This window comes from Variovorax sp. ZS18.2.2, from assembly GCF_024701975.1.
Taxonomy (GTDB): domain Bacteria; phylum Pseudomonadota; class Gammaproteobacteria; order Burkholderiales; family Burkholderiaceae_C; genus Variovorax.
Genome location: NZ_JANLNM010000004.1, coordinates 47,388 through 65,464 on the forward strand (window position 1 = coordinate 47,388; position 18,077 = coordinate 65,464).

18 protein-coding genes are annotated in these 18,077 nt (G+C 66.3%); 10 read left to right on the forward strand and 8 right to left on the reverse strand.

The window, feature by feature from the left end:
• The first annotated feature begins 9 nt into the window (after positions 1-9).
• Together slmA and NU688_RS17025 are read left to right on the forward strand one after the other, a co-directional pair.
• Positions 10-657: a nucleoid occlusion factor SlmA gene (gene slmA, locus NU688_RS17020; RefSeq protein ID WP_257861923.1), complete on the forward strand. Its 648-nt coding sequence runs from the start codon at positions 10-12 to the stop codon at positions 655-657.
• A gap of 130 nt (positions 658-787) precedes the next feature.
• Entirely contained in the window at positions 788-2,311 is a 1,524-nt protein-coding gene (locus NU688_RS17025) for a catalase (protein ID WP_257861925.1), read from the forward strand.
• A 123-nt stretch (positions 2,312-2,434) separates the two neighbouring features.
• Here the strand turns inward: NU688_RS17025 and NU688_RS17030 are convergent, their stop codons facing one another.
• The 7 genes from NU688_RS17030 to NU688_RS17060 are packed head-to-tail and all read right to left on the reverse strand — an operon-like array spanning position 2,435 to position 9,788.
• Complete coding sequence (locus NU688_RS17030) at positions 2,435-3,496, reverse strand: malate/lactate/ureidoglycolate dehydrogenase (RefSeq protein WP_257861926.1); 1,062 nt, start codon at positions 3,494-3,496, stop codon at positions 2,435-2,437.
• Between the two features lie 3 nt (positions 3,497-3,499).
• The gene (locus tag NU688_RS17035; protein WP_257861927.1) at positions 3,500-4,432 is read right to left on the reverse strand and encodes an SMP-30/gluconolactonase/LRE family protein; all 933 of its coding nucleotides are present in this window, start codon (positions 4,430-4,432) and stop codon (positions 3,500-3,502) included.
• Between the two features lie 14 nt (positions 4,433-4,446).
• On the reverse strand, positions 4,447-5,973 hold the full coding sequence (locus NU688_RS17040; protein WP_257861928.1) for a UxaA family hydrolase: 1,527 nt from the start codon (positions 5,971-5,973) through the stop codon (positions 4,447-4,449).
• 47 nt (positions 5,974-6,020) lie between these two features.
• On the reverse strand, positions 6,021-7,415 hold the full coding sequence (locus NU688_RS17045; protein ID WP_257861930.1) for a TRAP transporter large permease: 1,395 nt from the start codon (positions 7,413-7,415) through the stop codon (positions 6,021-6,023).
• A 38-nt stretch (positions 7,416-7,453) separates the two neighbouring features.
• Entirely contained in the window at positions 7,454-8,011 is a 558-nt protein-coding gene (locus NU688_RS17050; protein ID WP_257861932.1) for a TRAP transporter small permease, read from the reverse strand.
• A 9-nt stretch (positions 8,012-8,020) separates the two neighbouring features.
• Positions 8,021-9,034, reverse strand: coding sequence for a sialic acid TRAP transporter substrate-binding protein SiaP (locus tag NU688_RS17055; RefSeq protein WP_257861933.1), 1,014 nt, complete (start codon positions 9,032-9,034; stop codon positions 8,021-8,023).
• A 46-nt stretch (positions 9,035-9,080) separates the two neighbouring features.
• Positions 9,081-9,788 (reverse strand): FadR/GntR family transcriptional regulator, encoded by a 708-nt coding sequence (locus NU688_RS17060; protein ID WP_257861934.1) that lies wholly within the window; start codon positions 9,786-9,788, stop codon positions 9,081-9,083.
• A 125-nt stretch (positions 9,789-9,913) separates the two neighbouring features.
• Here NU688_RS17060 and NU688_RS17065 point away from each other — a divergent pair, with 125 nt between their 5' ends.
• The 4 genes from NU688_RS17065 to NU688_RS17080 are packed head-to-tail and all read left to right on the forward strand — an operon-like array spanning position 9,914 to position 13,119.
• Entirely contained in the window at positions 9,914-10,648 is a 735-nt protein-coding gene (locus NU688_RS17065) for an SDR family oxidoreductase (protein ID WP_257861935.1), read from the forward strand.
• Complete coding sequence (locus tag NU688_RS17070; protein WP_257861936.1) at positions 10,645-11,391, forward strand: SDR family NAD(P)-dependent oxidoreductase; 747 nt, start codon at positions 10,645-10,647, stop codon at positions 11,389-11,391. The genes NU688_RS17065 and NU688_RS17070 overlap by 4 nt, the downstream gene beginning before the upstream one ends.
• A 25-nt stretch (positions 11,392-11,416) precedes the next feature.
• On the forward strand, positions 11,417-12,265 hold the full coding sequence (locus tag NU688_RS17075) for a fumarylacetoacetate hydrolase family protein (RefSeq protein ID WP_257861937.1): 849 nt from the start codon (positions 11,417-11,419) through the stop codon (positions 12,263-12,265).
• 20 nt (positions 12,266-12,285) lie between these two features.
• Positions 12,286-13,119 carry an AraC family transcriptional regulator gene (locus NU688_RS17080; RefSeq protein ID WP_257861938.1) on the forward strand — a complete coding sequence of 278 codons (834 nt, stop codon included), beginning with the start codon at positions 12,286-12,288 and terminating at the stop codon, positions 13,117-13,119.
• A 10-nt stretch (positions 13,120-13,129) separates the two neighbouring features.
• Here the strand turns inward: NU688_RS17080 and NU688_RS17085 are convergent, their stop codons facing one another.
• Positions 13,130-14,017: a LysR family transcriptional regulator gene (locus tag NU688_RS17085; RefSeq protein WP_257861939.1), complete on the reverse strand. Its 888-nt coding sequence runs from the start codon at positions 14,015-14,017 to the stop codon at positions 13,130-13,132.
• Between the two features lie 117 nt (positions 14,018-14,134).
• Here NU688_RS17085 and NU688_RS17090 point away from each other — a divergent pair, with 117 nt between their 5' ends.
• The 4 genes from NU688_RS17090 (at position 14,135) to NU688_RS17105 (ending at position 18,060) form a co-directional block, all read left to right on the forward strand.
• Positions 14,135-14,893: an SDR family oxidoreductase gene (locus NU688_RS17090; RefSeq protein WP_257861940.1), complete on the forward strand. Its 759-nt coding sequence runs from the start codon at positions 14,135-14,137 to the stop codon at positions 14,891-14,893.
• 126 nt (positions 14,894-15,019) lie between these two features.
• On the forward strand, positions 15,020-15,715 hold the full coding sequence (locus NU688_RS17095) for a TetR/AcrR family transcriptional regulator (RefSeq protein ID WP_093441643.1): 696 nt from the start codon (positions 15,020-15,022) through the stop codon (positions 15,713-15,715).
• 66 nt (positions 15,716-15,781) lie between these two features.
• Entirely contained in the window at positions 15,782-17,578 is a 1,797-nt protein-coding gene (locus NU688_RS17100; protein WP_257861942.1) for an acyl-CoA dehydrogenase C-terminal domain-containing protein, read from the forward strand.
• Between the two features lie 47 nt (positions 17,579-17,625).
• Positions 17,626-18,060 (forward strand): DUF2147 domain-containing protein, encoded by a 435-nt coding sequence (locus NU688_RS17105; RefSeq protein ID WP_257861944.1) that lies wholly within the window; start codon positions 17,626-17,628, stop codon positions 18,058-18,060.
• The last annotated feature ends 17 nt before the right edge of the window (positions 18,061-18,077 follow it).

Below are 18,077 nucleotides of genomic sequence, written 5' to 3' on the forward strand. Positions count from 1 at the left end.
CGCGCTCCCATGCAGAACGAAGAGACAGCTGCTCCCGGCGTAGAGACCTCAGCGGAAACGCCAGCCACCCCGACGCGCAAGCGTCCGAAGCCCGGGGAGCGGCGCGTGCAGATCCTGCAGGCGCTGGCCGCCATGCTCGAGCAGCCGGGTGCCGAACGGGTCACCACCGCGGCGCTGGCCGCGCGGCTCGAGGTGAGCGAGGCTGCGCTCTATCGCCACTTCGCGAGCAAGGCCCAGATGTTCGAGGGCCTGATCGATTTCATCGAGCAGAGCGTGTTCACCCTGGTGAACCAGATCCTCGAGCGCGAGGGCGCCACCGGTGCCCAGCAGGCCGCCAAGATTCTTACGTTGCTGGTCCAGTTCGCCGAACGCAACCCGGGCATGACGCGCGTCATGGTCGGCGATGCGCTGGTCTACGAGAACGAGCGCCTGCAGCAGCGCATGAACCAGTTTTTCGACAAGATCGAAGCGACGCTGCGCCAGGTGCTGCGCGGCGCGGCCACCGCCGAAGGGTCGTCCACGCCCTCCGTCGATGCGCAGGTGCGCGCCGCGGCGCTCACGGCCTTCGTGGTCGGGCAGCTGCAGCGCTTTGCGCGCTCGGGCTTTCGCCGCGCGCCTTCCGAACACCTCGAAGCCACGATCGCACTGATCGTCTGAGCGCGCGGGCCTTCGGGCCTGCCTGCTGCGGCTGCGGGTCTATCAATGCGATAGCCGAATCTGATGCCATGTCGGCATATTCATTGACAAAATCGATGGACCCCAACTACTTCATCAGAGGACAGCACCCATGGCAGACACCCGCAAGCTCACCACCGAAAGCGGCGCCCCCATCGAAAACAACCAGCAGTCGCAGACGGCTGGCGTCAACGGTCCCGTGCTGATGCAGGACCACAACCTCATCGAGAAGCTGGCGCGCTTCGACCGCGAGCGCATTCCGGAACGTGTGGTGCACGCCCGCGGTTCGGGCGCCTTCGGCACCTTCGAGCTCACGGCCGATGTCTCGAAATGGACCAAGGCGAAATTCCTCGGACAGGTCGGCAAGAAGACCGAAGTGCTGGCGCGCTTCTCGACCGTCGCGCTCGAGCTCGGCTCGGCCGATACGGTGCGCGACCCGCGCGGCTTCGCGCTCAAGTTCTACACGGAAGACGGCAACTACGACCTCGTGGGCAACAACACGCCGATCTTCTTCATCCGCGATCCGCTCAAGTTCCCCGACTTCATCCATTCGCAAAAACGCGACCCGTACAGCCACGTGCAGGAGCCCAACAACGCGTGGGACTTCTTCTCGCACTCGCCCGAGGCCACGCACCAGTTCACCTGGCTGTTCGGCGACCGCGGCATTCCCAAGAGCTACCGCCACATGGACGGTTTCGGCTCGCACACCTACCAGTGGGTGAACGCCAAGGGCGAGGCCTTCTGGGTCAAGTACCACTTCAAAACCAACCAGGGCATCGAGACCTTCGTGGCCGAAGAGGCGCAGCGCGTGGGCGGCGAGAACCCGAACCACCACCACCTCGACCTGCTGCACTCCATCGAGCGCGGCGAATTCCCCAGCTGGCGCGTGCAGGTGCAGATCATGCCGGTGGCCGATGCGCAGACCTACCGCTTCAACCCCTTCGACCTCACGAAGGTCTGGTCGCACAAGGACTATCCGAAGATCGACATCGGCATCCTCAGGCTCGACCGCAATCCCAACAACTACTTTGCCGAGATCGAGCAGGCCGCGTTCAACCCGGCCAACTTCGTGCCCGGCATCGGCCCCTCGCCCGACAAGATGCTGCAGGGGCGGCTCTTCAGCTACGGCGACACGCAGCGCTACCGCCTGGGCGTCAACCACACGCAGCTGCCAGTGAACCGCCCGCACGCGACCACCGCGCAGAACTACGGCCGCGACGGCGCGATGCGCGGCGACGGCAACGGCGGACGCGGCCCGAACTACGAGCCGAACAGCTTCAGCGATGCGCCCAAGCAGACGAACGAGCCGGTCTACGCACCGCTCGAGATCCACGGCTGGACCGGCAGCCACCAGTGGCAGAAGCACGAGGCCGACACCGACTTCGCGCAGGCCGGCGACCTCTACCGCCTGATGGACGAGGCCGCGAAGGAGCGGCTGATTCAAAGCATCGCGGGCGGTCTGGGCGCGGTCACGCGGCAGGACATCATTGATCGCTCGGTGAGCTATTTCCGTCAGGCCGATGCGGACTACGGCGCGCGGCTCGAGAAGGCGATCAAGGCGGTGCAGGCGAAGATCAAGGGCGACGAGACCAGCGTGCAGATCGGCAAACCGGCGCACGGCAGCAGCAAGAGCTGAACTCGGGTGTCTTTCTCCCTCCCCCTCTGGGGGAGGGCGGGGGTGGGGGCAAGCGGCGTACCCGTCGGGCGCTCTGCCTGCCCCCATCCCAACCTTCCCCCGGAAGGGGAAGGAGCAAGAGGGTCAGGCCGTGACCGTCACGCCAACCTTGGCTCCTGCTGCGACGATCTCTCCCCAAGTCGCATCGTCGACACAGATCCCATCGCGCCTGCGCGCCACACGGGCTTTGCGCTCCGGCTCCCCCGCGATCTGCACTTCGTCGAAGCCTTGTCCCGGTGGGCTCTTCCTCAACCAGTCGATGAACTCGCGCGCCTCTTCGTCGAAAGCCTTCTGCGTCCCGAGCTTTGCCGGATCGATCAGCACCGTCAGCATCCCGTTCAACACCGAGCGCGCCGTGTCCGCCGGCCGGTGCCACGTGCCGCCTCCGGTGAGCGCGCCGCCCAGCAGCTCGCACGCCACCGCCATGCCGTAGCCCTTGTGTTCGCCGAAGGTCATGAGTGCGCCGAAGAGTCCGTTGCCTTGCGGCACGACCACCACGCCGGGGTCGTTGGTCGGCGCGCCTTTCTCGTCGATGAGGTAGCCGTCGGGCACCTGCTCGCCCTTGTTGTGCGCCACGCGCATCTTTCCCTGCGCCACGCGGCTGGTCGCGTAGTCGAGCACGAAGGGCTCCGCGCCCGCGAGCGGCACGCCAATGCAGCACGGGTTGGTGCCGAAGCGCCCGTCGCCACCGCCCCAGGGTGCAACCACGGGCCGCGACAGGACGTTCACGAAGTGCATCGCCACCAGCCCCTGGGCCGTCGCCATCTCGGCGAAGTGCCCGATGCGGCCCAGGTGATGCGCATGCGAAAGCGTGAAGATGCAGCTGCCGTGCTGCTTCGCCCGCGCGATGCCGAGTTCCATCGCCTGCACGCCGACGATCTGCCCGTAGCCGCGCTGGCCATCCAGGCCCATCAGCGTGCCAATGTCGAGATTGACCTTCACGGAAGCATTGGGCTTCAGCCCGCTCTCGGCCACCGCATCGATGTAGCGCGGCAGCATGCCCACGCCGTGCGAGTCGTGCCCGCTCAGGTTGGCCAGCACGAGGTTGGCGGCGACCTGCTGCGCTTCGGCAGGGCTGCTGCCCGCCGCTTCGAGGATGCGGGAGACCGTGGTTTGCAGGCCGTCGGCCGGCAGTGTTCTGGGCATGGGTCAGGCCCCTTTCGCGTTCAGTGTGATGGCGTAGAGCGAGGTCGTCGCGCAGATGAAAAGCCGGTTGCGCTTGGGCCCGCCGAAGCAGACGTTCGCCACCCGCTCGGGCAGCAGGATCTTTCCGAGCAGCGTGCCGTCGGGGTGATAGGCGTGCACGCCGTCGAGCGCGCTGGTCCAGATGCGGCCTTCGGTGTCGAGGCGAAAGCCATCGAACATGCCGCTCGTGCATTCGGCGAACACCTCGCCGCCGCTCAGGCTGCGGCCGTCGGCGCCCACCTTGAAGCGGCGCATGTGGCGCGGCCCGTCCTTCATGTGGCTCGCGCCGGTGTCGGCGATGTAGAGCAGCGATTCGTCGGGCGAGAACGCGAGGCCGTTGGGCTTGACGAAGTCGTCGGCCATGCGCTCGACGTCGCCGCTCGCAGGGTCGATGCGGTAGACGTGGCAGGCGCCGATCTCGCTCTCGGCGCGCAGGCCTTCGTAGTCCGAGAGGATGCCGTAGCTCGGGTCGGTGAACCACACGCCGCCGTCCGAATGCACCACCACGTCGTTGGGTGAGTTCAGCCGCTTGCCCTGCCAGTGCGAGGCCAGCACGGTGATCGATCCATCGTGCTCGGTGCGCGTCACGCGCCGCGTGAGGTGCTCGCAGCTCACCAGCCGGCCTTCGCGGTCGACCGTGTGGCCGTTCGTGTTGTTCGACGGTTCGCGGAAGATGCCGACCGTGCCGTTCACCTCGTCGTAGCGCAGCATGCGGTTGTTCGGAATGTCCGACCACAGAAGCGTGCGGTGCGCGCCGAACCACACCGGGCCTTCGCACCAGCGCGCGCCGGTCCACAGCCGCTCGACGCGCTCGGGGCCGGGAATGCAGGTGTTGAAGCGCGCATCCAGCCGTTCGAAGCCGGTGCCTTCCAGAAAGCCGAAGGGGAGGGTAGCCATCGCGTGCTCCCTGCTCACATCACCGCGCCGACTTGCCAGGGCACGAATTCGTTCTGCCCGTAGCCGTGCTGCTCGCTCTTCGACTGCGCGCCCGACGCGGTGGCCAGCACCAGTTCGAAGATGCGCTGCCCCATCTCCTGGATCGAGGCCGTGCCGTCGACGATCTCGCCGCAGTTGATGTCCATGTCTTCTTCCTGCCGCTGCCACAGCGCCGAGTTGGTCGCGAGCTTGAGCGAAGGCGAGGGCGCGCAGCCATAGGCCGAGCCGCGCCCGGTGGTGAAGCAGATCAGGTTCGCGCCGCCCGCTACCTGCCCCGTGGCGCTCACCGGGTCGTAGCCCGGCGTGTCCATGTAGACGAAGCCGTGCGCCGAGACGGGCTCCGCATATTCGTACACCGCTTCGAGGTTGCTGGTGCCGCCCTTGGCGACCGCGCCCAGCGACTTCTCGAGGATCGTGGTGAGCCCGCCCGCCTTGTTGCCGGGTGAGGGGTTGTTGTTCATCTCGCCTTCGTTGATCTCGGTGTAGTGCTCCCACCACTTGATGCGGTCCACGAGCTTCTGGCCCACCTCGCGCTTCACCGCGCGGCGCGTCAGCAGGTGCTCGGCGCCGTAGACCTCGGGCGTTTCGCTGAGGATGGCCGTGCCGCCATGCGCCACGAGCAGGTCGACCGCGGCGCCGAGCGCCGGGTTGGCGCTGATGCCCGAGTAGCCGTCCGAGCCGCCGCACTGCAGCCCGATGGTGATGTGCGCCGCACTGCACGGCTCGCGCTTGACCGCATTGGCGCGCGGCAGCATCTCGTTGATGAGCGCCACGCCTTTCTCGACCGTCTTGCGCGTGCCGCCGGTGTCCTGGATGTTGAAGGTGCGGAAGTTCTCGCCTTCGGCGAGGTGGCCGGTCGCGAGCCATGCGTTGATCTGGTTGGCCTCGCAGCCGAGCCCGACCACCAGCACGCCTGCGAAGTTCGGGTGCGTGGCGTAGCCCGTGAGCGTGCGCGACAGCACTTGCATGCCCATGCCCTCGGTGTCCATGCCGCAGCCCGTGCCGTGCGTCAGCGCGACGATGCCGTCCACGTTGGGGAATGCTGCGAGCGCCGAAGGGTTGGTCCGGCGCGAGAAATGATCGGCAATGGCGCGCGCAGCCGTGGCCGAGCAGTTCACGCTGGTCAGCACGCCGATGTAGTTGCGCGTGGCCACGCGGCCGTCGGCGCGCCTGATGCCCATGAAGGTGGCCTCGCGTTTCGCGGGCGCGGGCTTCACATCGGCGCCGAAGGCGTAGTCGCGCGCAAAGTCGCCCTTGTCCGGGCCCATGTCCAGGTTCTGCGTGTGCACGTGCTCGCCGGGCGCGATGGCCTTGCTCGCGAAACCGATGATCTGGTTGTAGCGCCGCACCGGTTCGCCCTGCGCAATGGCGCGCATCGCGACCTTGTGGCCCGGCGGGATCAGGCCGCGCACGGCCACGTTCTCGACGAGCGTGCCGCCCAAGAGCTGCGAGCGCGCGATGACGACGTCGTCGGCGGGATGGAGTCGGATGTAGGGGGTCATCGTGGATACCGTCTTTGGGGCCGGCGCGGGCGCGCCGGCGGTGGTCGCTATTGCATGATCCTCGGCAGCCACAGCACGGTGGCGGGCCAGTAGGTGATGATGCCCAGGCTCAATAACAATGGCACCAGCCAGGGCAGGATCGCCATCGTGGTGCGCTCGATGCTGAGGTTCGCGATGCGCGCCAGCACGAACAGCACCATGCCCATCGGCGGATGCAGCACGCCGATCATGAGGTTGAGCACCATCACCACGCCGAAGTGCACCGGGTCGATGCCCAGCTGGTTCGAGATCGGCAAAAGAATCGGCACCAGGATCGTGATGGCCGCGGTGGTCTCCAGGAAGCAGCCCACGAACAGCATCAGCAGGTTCGCGAGCAGCAGGAACACCCAGGCTTCCTTGGTGAAGTTGAGCACCCAGGCGGCGATGTCGGCGGTGACGCCCGTGGCCGTCAGCATCCAGCCGAAGATCGAGGCGGCCGCCACGATGAAGAGCACGGTCGAGGTCGACTCCACCGTCTCCAGGCACACCTTGACGAACATCTTCCATTTGAGCGTGCGGTACCAGAAGAAGCCCAGCACCATCGCCCACACGCAGGCCGCGATCGCGCCTTCAGTGGCGGTGAAGAGGCCCGTCGCCATGCCACCGATGAGCAGTACCGGTGTCATGATCGGCAGCACCGCTTCGAACTTGAAGAACTTGTCGGCCGCGAACAGGATCACGAGGGCCACCAGCACCGCCGGCTGCGCCGGTGCGCCGAGCTTGTCGATCGCGAGCCACAGCAACGAGGGCCAGAGGCACACCACCAGCAGCTCGACCAGTGCCTTCATGAGCCGCGTCCACTGGAACTTCACGTCCGCGCCCCAGCCGTTCTTGTGCGCGTAGTAGGCCACCGTGAGCATCATGAGCAGCGTCATGATCAGCCCCGGCATCAGCCCCGCGATGAAGAGCGCCCCCACCGACACGTTGGCCATCATCCCGTAGATCACGAAGGGCAGGCTCGGCGGAATGATCGGGCCCAGCGTGGCCGAGGCCGCGGTCACGCCGACCGCGAACTCCGTCGAGTAGCCGTGCTCCTTCATCGCCTTGATCTCGATCGTGCCCAGGCCCGCCGCATCGGCGATCGCGGTGCCGCTCATGCCCGAGAAGATCACCGAGCCGAGGATGTTGACGTGGCCCAGACCGCCCTTGAGCCAGCCCACCAGCGCGAGCGCGAAGTTATAGATGCGGTTGGTGATGCCGGCGTTGTTCATCAGGTTGCCGGCGAGGATGAAGAAGGGAACGGCCAGCAGCGGGAAACTGTCGACGCCGCTCACCATGCGGTGAATGACGACGAAGCCCGGCAGGTTGCCGCTCCAGAGGATGTAGACCAGCGAGGCGCCGGCCATGGCCACGGCGACCGGGATGCCGGCGCTCATGAAGAGCAGGAAGACGATCTTCAGCATGTTGTAGTTGTCGTGGGGACGTGGAGAAGGTTGCGAGCTCAGTGGTCGTCGATCGTGGATTCGGGCCGCTCCAGCACGCAGTAGCCGCGGCGCCAGTGCACCACGCTCACCTGCACCGAGCGCACGAACATGGCGACGAAGCCCAGCAGGCACACGCCGTAGACGATGTTCATCGGCAGGTCGACGATGGTCATGCTCGCGTTGTTGCCGATCTTGATCATCATCTGCACCGTCATGACCACCGCCGCGGCATAGAACGCCGTGCGCAGCACATCCACCAGGATGCCCAGCGCGCGGCCCATCACCGGCGGCATGTGGCGGTAGAAGAAGTCGACCTGGATGTGGCTGTTGCGCGCCACGCCGATCGAGGCGCCCACGAACACGGTGCCCACGAGCAGGTAGCGCGCGATCTCCTCGGTCCAGGAGGCCGAGTCGTTCAGCACGTAGCGCGTCACGAACTGGTAGAGCACCGTGAGGCCGAGCACCCAGAAGATGCCCAGTGCGGCCCAGGCCTCCACGGTGGTGCCGGACAGGTCGACGGCCTCGTCCTTGACGTGGAACTCGCCGTCGTCGCCCAGCAGTTTTTCGTCGCTCATCGTGTCGCCTTACTGGATCGCGATGATGCGGTCGTAGTCCTGCTGGCGGTAGCCGTGGTCGGTGGGCTTGGTGTTCTTGAGCACCGCTTCGCGGAACGCGTTCTTGTCGACCACGATCACGTTGTTGCCCTTCTTCTTGAACTCATCCACCAGCCGTGTCTCGGAGGCGATGATCTCGCGACCGGTCTTCTCGGCGGCTTCCTGCATCACGTCGCTGAACATCTTCTTCTCGTCGGCGCTCAGCTTGCCCCACAGCTGGCCCGAGACCACGGTGAGCAGCGAGTCGACGATGTGGCCGGTCAGCGAGATGTTCTTCTGCACCTCGTAGAACTTCTTGGCCTCGATGGTTGGCAGCGGGTTCTCCTGCGCATCGACCGTGCCGCTCTGCAGCGCGAGGTAGACCTCGGCGAAGGCGATCGGCGTGGCGTTGGCGCCCAGCGACTTGGGGAAAGCGAGGTAGGCGGGCGCATCGGGCACGCGGATTTTCAGGCCCTTCATGTCTTCGGGCTTGCTCACCGGCCGCGCCGCGCTCGACGTGACGTGCCGCGCGCCGTAGTAGTTGAGCGCGGTGATGTGGTTGCCGGTCTTGTCGTCGTAGCCCTTGGCGAGCTCCTTGAACACGTCGCTCTTGGCGTACTTCAGCTGGTGCTCCGCGTCGCGGAAGATGAACGGAAAGTAGGTGATGGCCAGCGGCTTGTAGCTGTTGCCCGCGAAGCTTGCGCCGGTCAGCACGATGTCGACCGTGCCCAGCGTCAGTCCTTGGTTGATGTCGGCCTCCTTGCCGAGGCTGGAGGCCGGGAACACCTGGATGTCGTATTTGCCGTTGCTGCGCTTCTTGATCTCCTCGGCCGCCCACACCGAGTATTTGTGGAACGGCTCGGAGGTCTCATAGACGTGCGCCCACTTGAGCTTGGTCTGCGCCGAGGCGATGCCCGGGATGCCCACGACGCTGGCCGCGAGGGCGCAGGCGGCCAGGGCCTTGAGGGCGGTGCGTTTGCTGTTCTTGCTGCTGTTGCTGATCATGTGGCTTGTCTCCGTTGTAGTAATTGGCAGGAATGCTGGCGAGGAATCAGGAAGGCTTCGCGCGTCGCCAGCTCGCGCTGAATCGCTGGTGCGACTTGTCCATGTGCGCATGCATCGCGGCACGCGCACCCTCGGCGTCGCGGGCGGCCACCGCATCGCGGATGGCCTCGTGCTCGGTGATGGCCGAGCGCCAGGAAGACACGTTCTCGAAGTAGCCGCCCAGGCGCGTGAAGATCGGGCCCTTGCGCGAGTCCCAGAAGTTCTGCACCGTCTCGACCAGCACCGCGTTGCCGCTGGCGTTGACGATGGCGAGGTGGAAGGCGCGGTCGCCCTCCAGCGGCATCACCTTGCGGTCGGCCATCTCGCGCATGACCTCGATGGCGCGCGTCATCGCGTCGACGTCCTTGCGCTTGCCGGCGGTGGCGGCAATGGCGGCCGTTTCGCCCTCGATCACGCGGCGCGCGCGGATCAGCTCCAGCGGCCCCCATTCGGTGGGCGCAACCGGCGCCGCGGCCCGGTGCGAACGGTCGAGCACATACACGCCGGAGCCGGTGCGCACCTCGACCCAGCCTTCGACCTCCAGCGCGATCAGCGCCTCGCGCACCGAGGGGCGGCTCACGCCGAGCTGCTTGGCGAGGTCGCGTTCGGCCGACAGGCGGGCGCCCACGGCGAATTCGCCCTTGGCGATCAGCGCGCGGAGCTGGTCGGCGATCTGGCGATAGAGGCGTTGGGGTTCGACGGTCTGGAGGGGCACGAGGGGCGGATGAACGAACAGGGTTTAAGGGTTGTCCTGAATTGGACAAGTGGTAAGGCCAATTCAGAATACGATGTGTCGCCCGTGTCACCCATCGGGCCAAACCCGAATTGGAGACAGACACCATGCGATTGAAGGGAAAGACCGCGCTCGTCACGGCGGCCGGGCAGGGCATTGGCTACGCCAGCGTGCTGGCGCTCGCCGCCGAGGGCGCCCAGGTCTGGGCCACCGACGTCAACGAGAAGCTGCTGGAGCGCTATGCGGGCGTCGCGAACGTCACGGCCGTGAAGCTCGACGTGCTCGACAAGGCCGCCATCGGCGGGCTGTTCGCGAAGCTGCCGGCGCTCGACGTGCTCTTCAACTGCGCGGGCGTGGTGCATAACGGCACCATCGAGCAGGCGAGCGACGACGACCTGGCCTTCGCCTTTTCGCTCAACGTGCGCGCGCAGATGTGGACCATCCAGGCCGTGCTGCCCGGCATGCTGAAGGCGGGGCGCGGCAGCATCATCAACATGGCGAGCGTGTGCTCCAGCATGAAGGGCCTGCCCAACCGTTTCGTCTACGGCACCACCAAGGCCGCGGTGCTCGGCCTCACCAAGAGCGTGGCCGCCGACTATGTGACCAAGGGCATCCGCTGCAATGCCGTGTGCCCGGGCACGGTCGATACACCGTCGCTCGGCGACCGCATCAACGCCAACGCCGACCCCGAGGAGGCCCGCAAGGCCTTCATCGCGCGCCAGCCGATGGGCCGGCTCGCGCAGGCGGAAGAGATCGCGCCCGTGGTGGTGTTCCTGGCGAGCGATGAGTCGATCTTCGCCACCGGCCAGTTCTTCACCGTCGACGGCGGCATCACGATATGAACCAGCTCGACTTCACCGGTCGGCACGCGGTCATCACCGGCGGCGCCACGGGCCTGGGCTTCGGCATCGCACAGCGGCTGGTGGCCTCGGGCGGCAGCGTCACGCTGTGGGACCGTGACGAGGCGGCCGTGAACCAGGCCGCAGAGGCGCTCGGCGACAAGGCCTTCGCACTGAAGGTCGATGTGTCGCAGCAGCCTTCGGTCGCCAAGGCCGTGGCGGCCACGCTGGTGCATGCATCGCGCATCGACGCGCTCGTCAACAGCGCGGGCATCACCGGCCCCAACGTCAAGCTGTGGGACTACCCGGTGGACGACTGGCGCCAGGTGATGGAGGTCAACATCAACGGCGTGTTCCTCTGCTGCCGCGAGGTGGTCGGGCAGATGCAGAAGCAAGGCTATGGCCGCATCGTCAACATCGCCTCGGTCGCCGGCAAGGAAGGCAACCCCAACGCCAGCGCCTACAGCGCGAGCAAGGCGGCCGTCATCGGCATCACCAAGTCGCTCGGCAAGGAACTGGCCGACACCGGCATCCGCGTGAACTGCGTGACGCCCGCGGCGGTGAAGACCGCGATCTTCGACCAGATGACGCCCGAGCACATCGCGTTCATGTTGTCGAAAATACCCATGGGCCGTTTCGGCACGGTGCAAGAGGTGGCCGCGATGGTCGGCTGGCTCTGCACCGAAGATTGTTCTTTTTCCACCGGTGCGGTCTTCGACTTGTCCGGTGGCCGCTCCACTTATTGATCATTCAACGCACTGAAAGGAAAGCATGAAACTCGTCCGTTATGGCAACCCCGGCAAGGAGAAGCCCGGCCTCATCGACAGCGAAGGAAAGCTGCGCGACCTGAGCGCCATCGTCAAGGACATCGGCCCTGACCAGCTCGGCGATGCCGCCATTGCCAAGCTGCGCAAGACCAAGCTCGACAAGCTGCCGCTGGTCAAGGGCAAGCCGCGCCTGGGCAGCCCCGTGGCCAACGTCGGCAAGTTCATCGCCATCGGCCTGAACTACGCGGACCACGCGGCCGAATCCGGCCTGCCGGTGCCCAAGGAACCCGTGGTCTTCATGAAGGCCACGAGCTGCATCCAGGGCCCGAACGACCCGGTGATGCTGCCCAAGGGTTCGGTCAAGACCGACTGGGAAGTCGAGCTCGGCGTGGTCATCGGCACGCAAGCGCGCTACGTTTCGCAGAAGGGCGCCCTGGACTACGTGGCCGGCTACTGCACCATCAACGACGTGAGCGAACGCGAATACCAGATCGAGCGCGGCGGCACATGGGACAAGGGCAAGGGTTGCGACACCTTCGGCCCGCTCGGCCCCTGGCTGGTGACGCGCGACGAAATCGAGAACCCGCAGAAGCTCTCGATGTGGCTCGACCTGAACGGCCAGCGCGTGCAGACCGGCAGCACCAAGACCATGATCTTCACGGTCGCCAAGATCGTGAGCTACGTGAGCCAGTTCATGACGCTGATGCCCGGCGACGTGATCACCACCGGCACGCCCCCCGGCGTCGGCATGGGCATGAAGCCGCCGCTGTATCTGAAGAAGGGCGACGTGATGACGCTGGGCATCGAAGGCCTGGGTGAACAACGCCAGGAAGTAGTCCCCTTCAAGCTCTGATCCCTGCGATCATCCGGCGGATGAAAGCGCCGCCGGACCATCGATCGCAGGTGTTCGGCACGCCCTGGGAGGGCGTGCACGGCACCGCGATCGAGAGTGCCCGCCACTACGGCCGGCACTGGCATAGCACCTACGGATTGGGCCTCCTGGAGCAGGGCGCGCAGCGCTCGGCCAGCGGGCGCGGCAAGGTCGATGCGTATGCCGGCGACCTGATCGCCACGAACCCCGGTGAAGTGCATGACGGCCAGCCGCTCGGCGGGCCGTCGCGCCGTTGGCGCATGGTGTATTTCGATGCCGATGTGATGGCGGCCATGAATGGTGACGTGGCTGGCGATGTGGCGTTGACGCGTCCCGTCATCCAGGATGCAAGGCTCGGCGACATGCTGCGCCGTCTGTTCATCCGTCTCGACGATTGGCGTATTGCGACACCCGATGCACGCCGCGCCGAATCGCTCGCTTGCGACGAAGCACTGGCCGAAGTCTGCGGCCTGCTGCGGGACGACCACTCCACCGCCGCACCTTCGCGCGAAGCATCCGCCGACGTGAAGCAGGTGCGCGACCGCCTCGCCGATGAACTGCTCGCCCCGCCCACGCTCGCCGAACTCGCGGCGATGACGGGCCTGAGCACCTACCAAGTGCTGCGCCGTTTCGAGAAGGCGTATGGCGTGCCGCCGCATGCCTGGCTCGTGCTGCAGCGCACCGAACGCGCGCGCCACCTGATCCGCCGCGGCGCCGATCTCGCAGAGGCTGCCGCGGCAAGCGGCTTCGCTGACCAGAGCCACATGACGCGCATCTTCACGCGCCAGTTCGGCTTCACGCCGGGTGCCTGGCAGCGTGCAGAGCGCAGGATCTAGCTAGCGGCTTTCACTTCAGCGCGCGCACCAGCTCGTCGTAGACCAGCCGCACGCGCGCCGGAACCGGCGCGCGCTGCGAGCGGTAGACGTGGATCGGCCAGGACTCGGGCGCCTCGGCTTCGAGCACTTCCACCAGTTCGCCCGACGCAATCAGCGGCTCGGCCAGCGGCCCCGCGAGCTGGCCGAAGCCCAGGCCCGCGCGCACCGCAGCGCACTCGGCATCGACGTCGTCGGTGATGAAGGCTGGCGCGGCGACCGCCATCTGCCGCCCCTTGCTGAAGAACCAGGACCAGGGACGGCCCACGCTGCGGTCCAGCAGCGCGGTGAGCGGAAAACTGGCCAGTGCATCGAGGTCCTTCGGGATGCCGGTGCGCGCAATCAGCGCCGGCGTGGCCACCACGCGCAACTGCATGCGGCCGACCGTGCGCGCGACGAAGCGCGCATCGCGGATCGGGCCCGCGCGCACGCCGATGTCGATCTGCTCGTCGACTACGTCGGCGTGCTCCTCTGACAGCCGCAGGTCGAGCACCAGGCCCGGATGCGCGGCCAGCATCGGCGCCAGCGCCTGGGGAATCAGCCGCCGGCCGTAGACGTTGGGCGCGGTGACGCGCACCGTGCCGGCGTGCTGCGAGAGCGCGCGCCGGTCGGTGCGGTGGAACAGCGCATCGACGCCGCCGACCGCGGTGCGTGCGCGCTGCGCGAGCTGCCGGCCGAAATCGGTGAGCTGCACGCCGCGCGTGCTGCGGTGAAACAGCGGCTCGCCCAGCTCTTCTTCGAGTTCGCGCACCGCGCGCGTCACCACCTGCGGCGACACGGACAGGCGCACGGCCGCCTCGCGGAAGTTGGCGGCATCGGCGGCGGTGAAGAACACGCGCAGGGCTTCGAGACGGTTGGACATGGGGTGTTCCTTGATTCCTGGATCTGGAATTCTGAAGTCGCCAGAGTTTCATTTACCGGAACGCGTGGATTTTCCACACTGCATGCACTTCTTCAACACATCCGAAAGGAATTTCCCATGACATCCGTTCAAGACAACATCAAGGGCAAGGTCGCCATCGTCACCGGCGCGAGCAGCGGCATCGGCGAATCCATGGCGCGCCATCTGGCCGCACGCGGCGCCAAGGTGGTGCTCGCGGCACGCCGCACCGACCGGCTCGACAAGGTGGTCGCCGAGATTCGTGAGGCGGGCGGCGAAGCGGTCGCCATTGCCACCGACGTTTCCCAGCGCGCCGACTTGGAAAAGCTCGCCGCCGCGACGGTCGAAGCCTTCGGCCGCATCGACGTGCTGGTCAACAACGCAGGCGTTATGCCGCTGTCGCCGATCGAGAAGCTCAAGGTCGACGAGTGGGACCGCACCATCGACGTCAACATCAAGGGCGTGCTCTACGGCATCGCCGCGGTGCTGCCGCGCATGCAGGCGCAGGGCAGCGGGCACATCCTGAATGTCGCGTCGATCGCGGGCATCAAGGTGTTCACGCCCATCGGCACGGTCTACAGCGCCACCAAGCATGCGGTGCGCGCTATCTCCGAAGGCTTGCGCGTCGAGATGGGCAACAGCGGCGTGCGCGTGACGGTGGTGTCGCCCGGCGCGGTCGAGTCGGAGCTGAAGTTCGGCAGCACCGATGCTGAAGCCGCGGCCGGCGTGAAGGCGTTCTACGACGCGAACCAGATCCCGGCTGACGCGATCGCCCGCGCGGTGGTCTACGCGGTGGAACAGCCGGCGAACGTGGACATCAACGAGGTGGTCGTGCGGCCGGTGTCGCAAGACTTCTGATCGGGGCGGGGCCAGTGCGGCCCCGCTTCGTATCATTTAACCTTCCAGAATAGAAGGTCATTTGCGGCCAAAAGTGCAAAGCTCCCGCAAAATAGAACGACCGTTCGTTTTATTCGGAGCTCCACGATGTCTGTCAATGCCGTTCCCGCCAAGCCGGCCCGCGCCGCCCAGAAAGGCCAGCAGACCAAGGCCGTGATCGTCGACGCCGCGCTGGCGTTGGCGGCGCAGATCGGGCTCGAAGGCCTGTCGATCGGCGCAGTGGCCGAAATCACCAAGATGAGCAAGTCGGGCGTCTTCGCCCACTTCGGTTCGCGCGAGGAACTGCAGATCTCGGTGGTGCGCGAGTATCACGCACGTTTCGAGCAGGAAGTGTTCTTTCCTGCACTCTCGGCGCCGCGCGGCCTCCCGCGCCTTCGCGCCATGTTCGCCAACTGGATGAAGCGCACCTCGACCGAAATCGACTCGGGCTGCATCTACATCAGCGGCGCTTCCGAATTCGACGACCGTCCCGGCCCCGTGCGCGATGCGCTGGTCGAGTCGGTCAGCATCTGGCAGGCCGCGGTGCTGCGGGCCATCGTGCAGTCGCAGACCGAAGGCCACCTTCGCGCGGATGCCGACGAACGCCAGGTCGCGTTCGAGATCCACGGCCTCATCCTCGCGCTGCACTACGAAGCCCGCTTTCTGCAGGTGCCCGGCTCCATCGGCCGCGCCACCGTCGGCTTCAACAACATCCTCGCGCGCAGCGCCACGCCCGATGCGCCGGTGGACCCGGCCGCTGCCGCACCGGCACCCGCCGGCCGGCGCCTCAAGCCCGTGCGCTGAGTGCGGCACCGTTTTCGCTTTCCCCTTTTTCTTCTTTCTATCTAGCTTCGACCAGGAGAGTCCCGGATGCCTACCTACAACCCACCCGTGCGCGACATGCAGTTCGTGCTGCACGAAGTGCTCAACGTCACCGAAGAACTCAAGGCACTCCCGGCCCACGCCGACACTGACGCCGACACCATCAACGCAGTGATCGAAGAGGCCGGCAAGTTCGCCGCCGAAGTGACCTTCCCGCTGAACATCAGCGGCGACGAAGAAGGCTGTGTGCTCGACAAGACCACGCACGAAGTCAAGACGCCCAAGGGCTTCAAGGGCGCCTACGCCAAGTACATCGAAGGCGGCTGGCCGGCGCTGTCGTGCGACCCGGCCTTCGGCGGCCAGGGCTTGCCCTTTGTGGTGAACCAGTGCCTGTTCGAGATGCTCAACAGCGCCAACCAAGCCTGGACCATGTACCCCGGCCTCTCGCACGGCGCGTACGAAGCGCTGGCGGCGCATGGCACCGACGACCAGAAGAAGACCTACCTGCCCAAGCTCACGAGCGGCGAATGGACCGGCACCATGTGCCTGACCGAACCCCATTGCGGCACCGACCTGGGCCTCCTGCGCACCAAGGCCGAACCGCAGGCCGATGGCAGCTACCGCATCACCGGCAGCAAGATCTTCATCTCGGCCGGCGAGCACGACATGACCGACAACATCATTCACCTGGTGCTGGCGCGCCTGCCGGACGCGCCCAAGGGCAGCAAGGGCATCAGCCTGTTCGTGGTGCCGAAGTTCAAGGTCAAGGCCGATGGTTCGCTCGGCGAGCGCAACCCGATCTTCTGTGCGGGCCTGGAGCACAAGATGGGCATCCACGGCAACGCCACCGCGCAGATCGTGATCGAAGGCGCCACCGGCACGCTGGTGGGCGAGCCCAACAAGGGCCTGGCCGCGATGTTCGTGATGATGAATGCCGCGCGCCTGGGCGTGGGCAACCAGTCGCTGGGCCTGACCGAAGTGGCCTACCAGAACGCGCTGGCCTACGCCAAGGACCGCACGCAGATGCGCTCGCTCTCGGGCGTGAAGGCCAAGGACAAGGAAGCCGACCCGATCATCGTGCACCCCGACGTGCGCAAGATGCTGCTCACGGCCAAGGCGTTTGCCGAAGGCGGCCGTGCGCTGCAGATCTTCTGCACGCTGCTGCTCGACAAGGAGCACAACCACCCTGATGAAAAGGTGCGCAAGGACTCGGGCGAACTGGTCGCGCTGCTCACGCCCATCGTCAAGGCCTTCATCACCGACAACGGCCACATCGCGACCAATTCGTGCATGCAGGTGTTCGGCGGCCACGGCTTCATCAAGGAATGGGGCATGGAGCAGTTCGTGCGCGACAACCGCATCAACATGATCTACGAAGGCACCAACACGATCCAGTCGCTGGACCTCTTGGGCCGCAAGATCCTGGGCAACAACGGTGCGTCGCTCAAGAAGTTCGGCAAGCTCGTCGCGAAGCTGGTGGAAGAAGAAGGCGTCAACGAGAAGATGGCCGAGTTCATCAACCCGATCGCGATGCTCGGCGACCAGCTCACCAAGTTCACGACCGAGATCGGTTTCAAGGGCTTCCAGAACCCCGACGAAGTGGGCGCCGCCGCGGTGGATTACCTCCGCGTGGCCGGCCACTTCGTGTTCGGCTACCTGTTCGCCCGCATGGCGCAGGTCGCGCTGCGCGAAATCGCCGCCGGCAACACCGACCCGTTCTACGTCGCCAAGCTGCAGACCGCGCGCTTCTATTTCGCCAAGCTGTTCCCCGAGACCGCGACGCTGATGCGCACCGCGCGCGCCGGCAGCAAGGTGTTGATGGACACCGACGCAGCGCTGGCCTGAGGCCCAAGGTCACTGTCCTTCTTCATCGTTCACACCGGGAGCCGCTCATGAAATCGACGCTTGCAGCCATCTTGTTCACCGTTACCGCCGCCTCGGCCATGGCCCAGAGCACCCCGGTGGGCCTGTGGCGCAACGCCGACGACAAGACCGGCGAGGTCAAGGCGGAGATCCGCATCGCCGAGACCAACGGCGCGCTCAGCGGCCGCATCGAGAAGTCGCTGAAGAAAGACACCAAGCCCGACGCGACCTGCGACGAATGCAGCGACGACCGCAAGGGCAAGCCCATCACGGGCCTGGAGATCATCCGCGGCGGCAAGAAGGCCGAGGGCAAGGACGTCTGGGAAGGCGGCAAGATCCTCGACCCCGAGAACGGCAAGGAATACCGCGCGAGCTTCACGCCGATCGACGGTGGCAAGAAGCTCGAAGTGCGCGGCTACCTTGGCCCCTTCTGGCGCACCCAAACCTGGACCCGCGCGCAGTAACGCAGCCGCGCGCATTC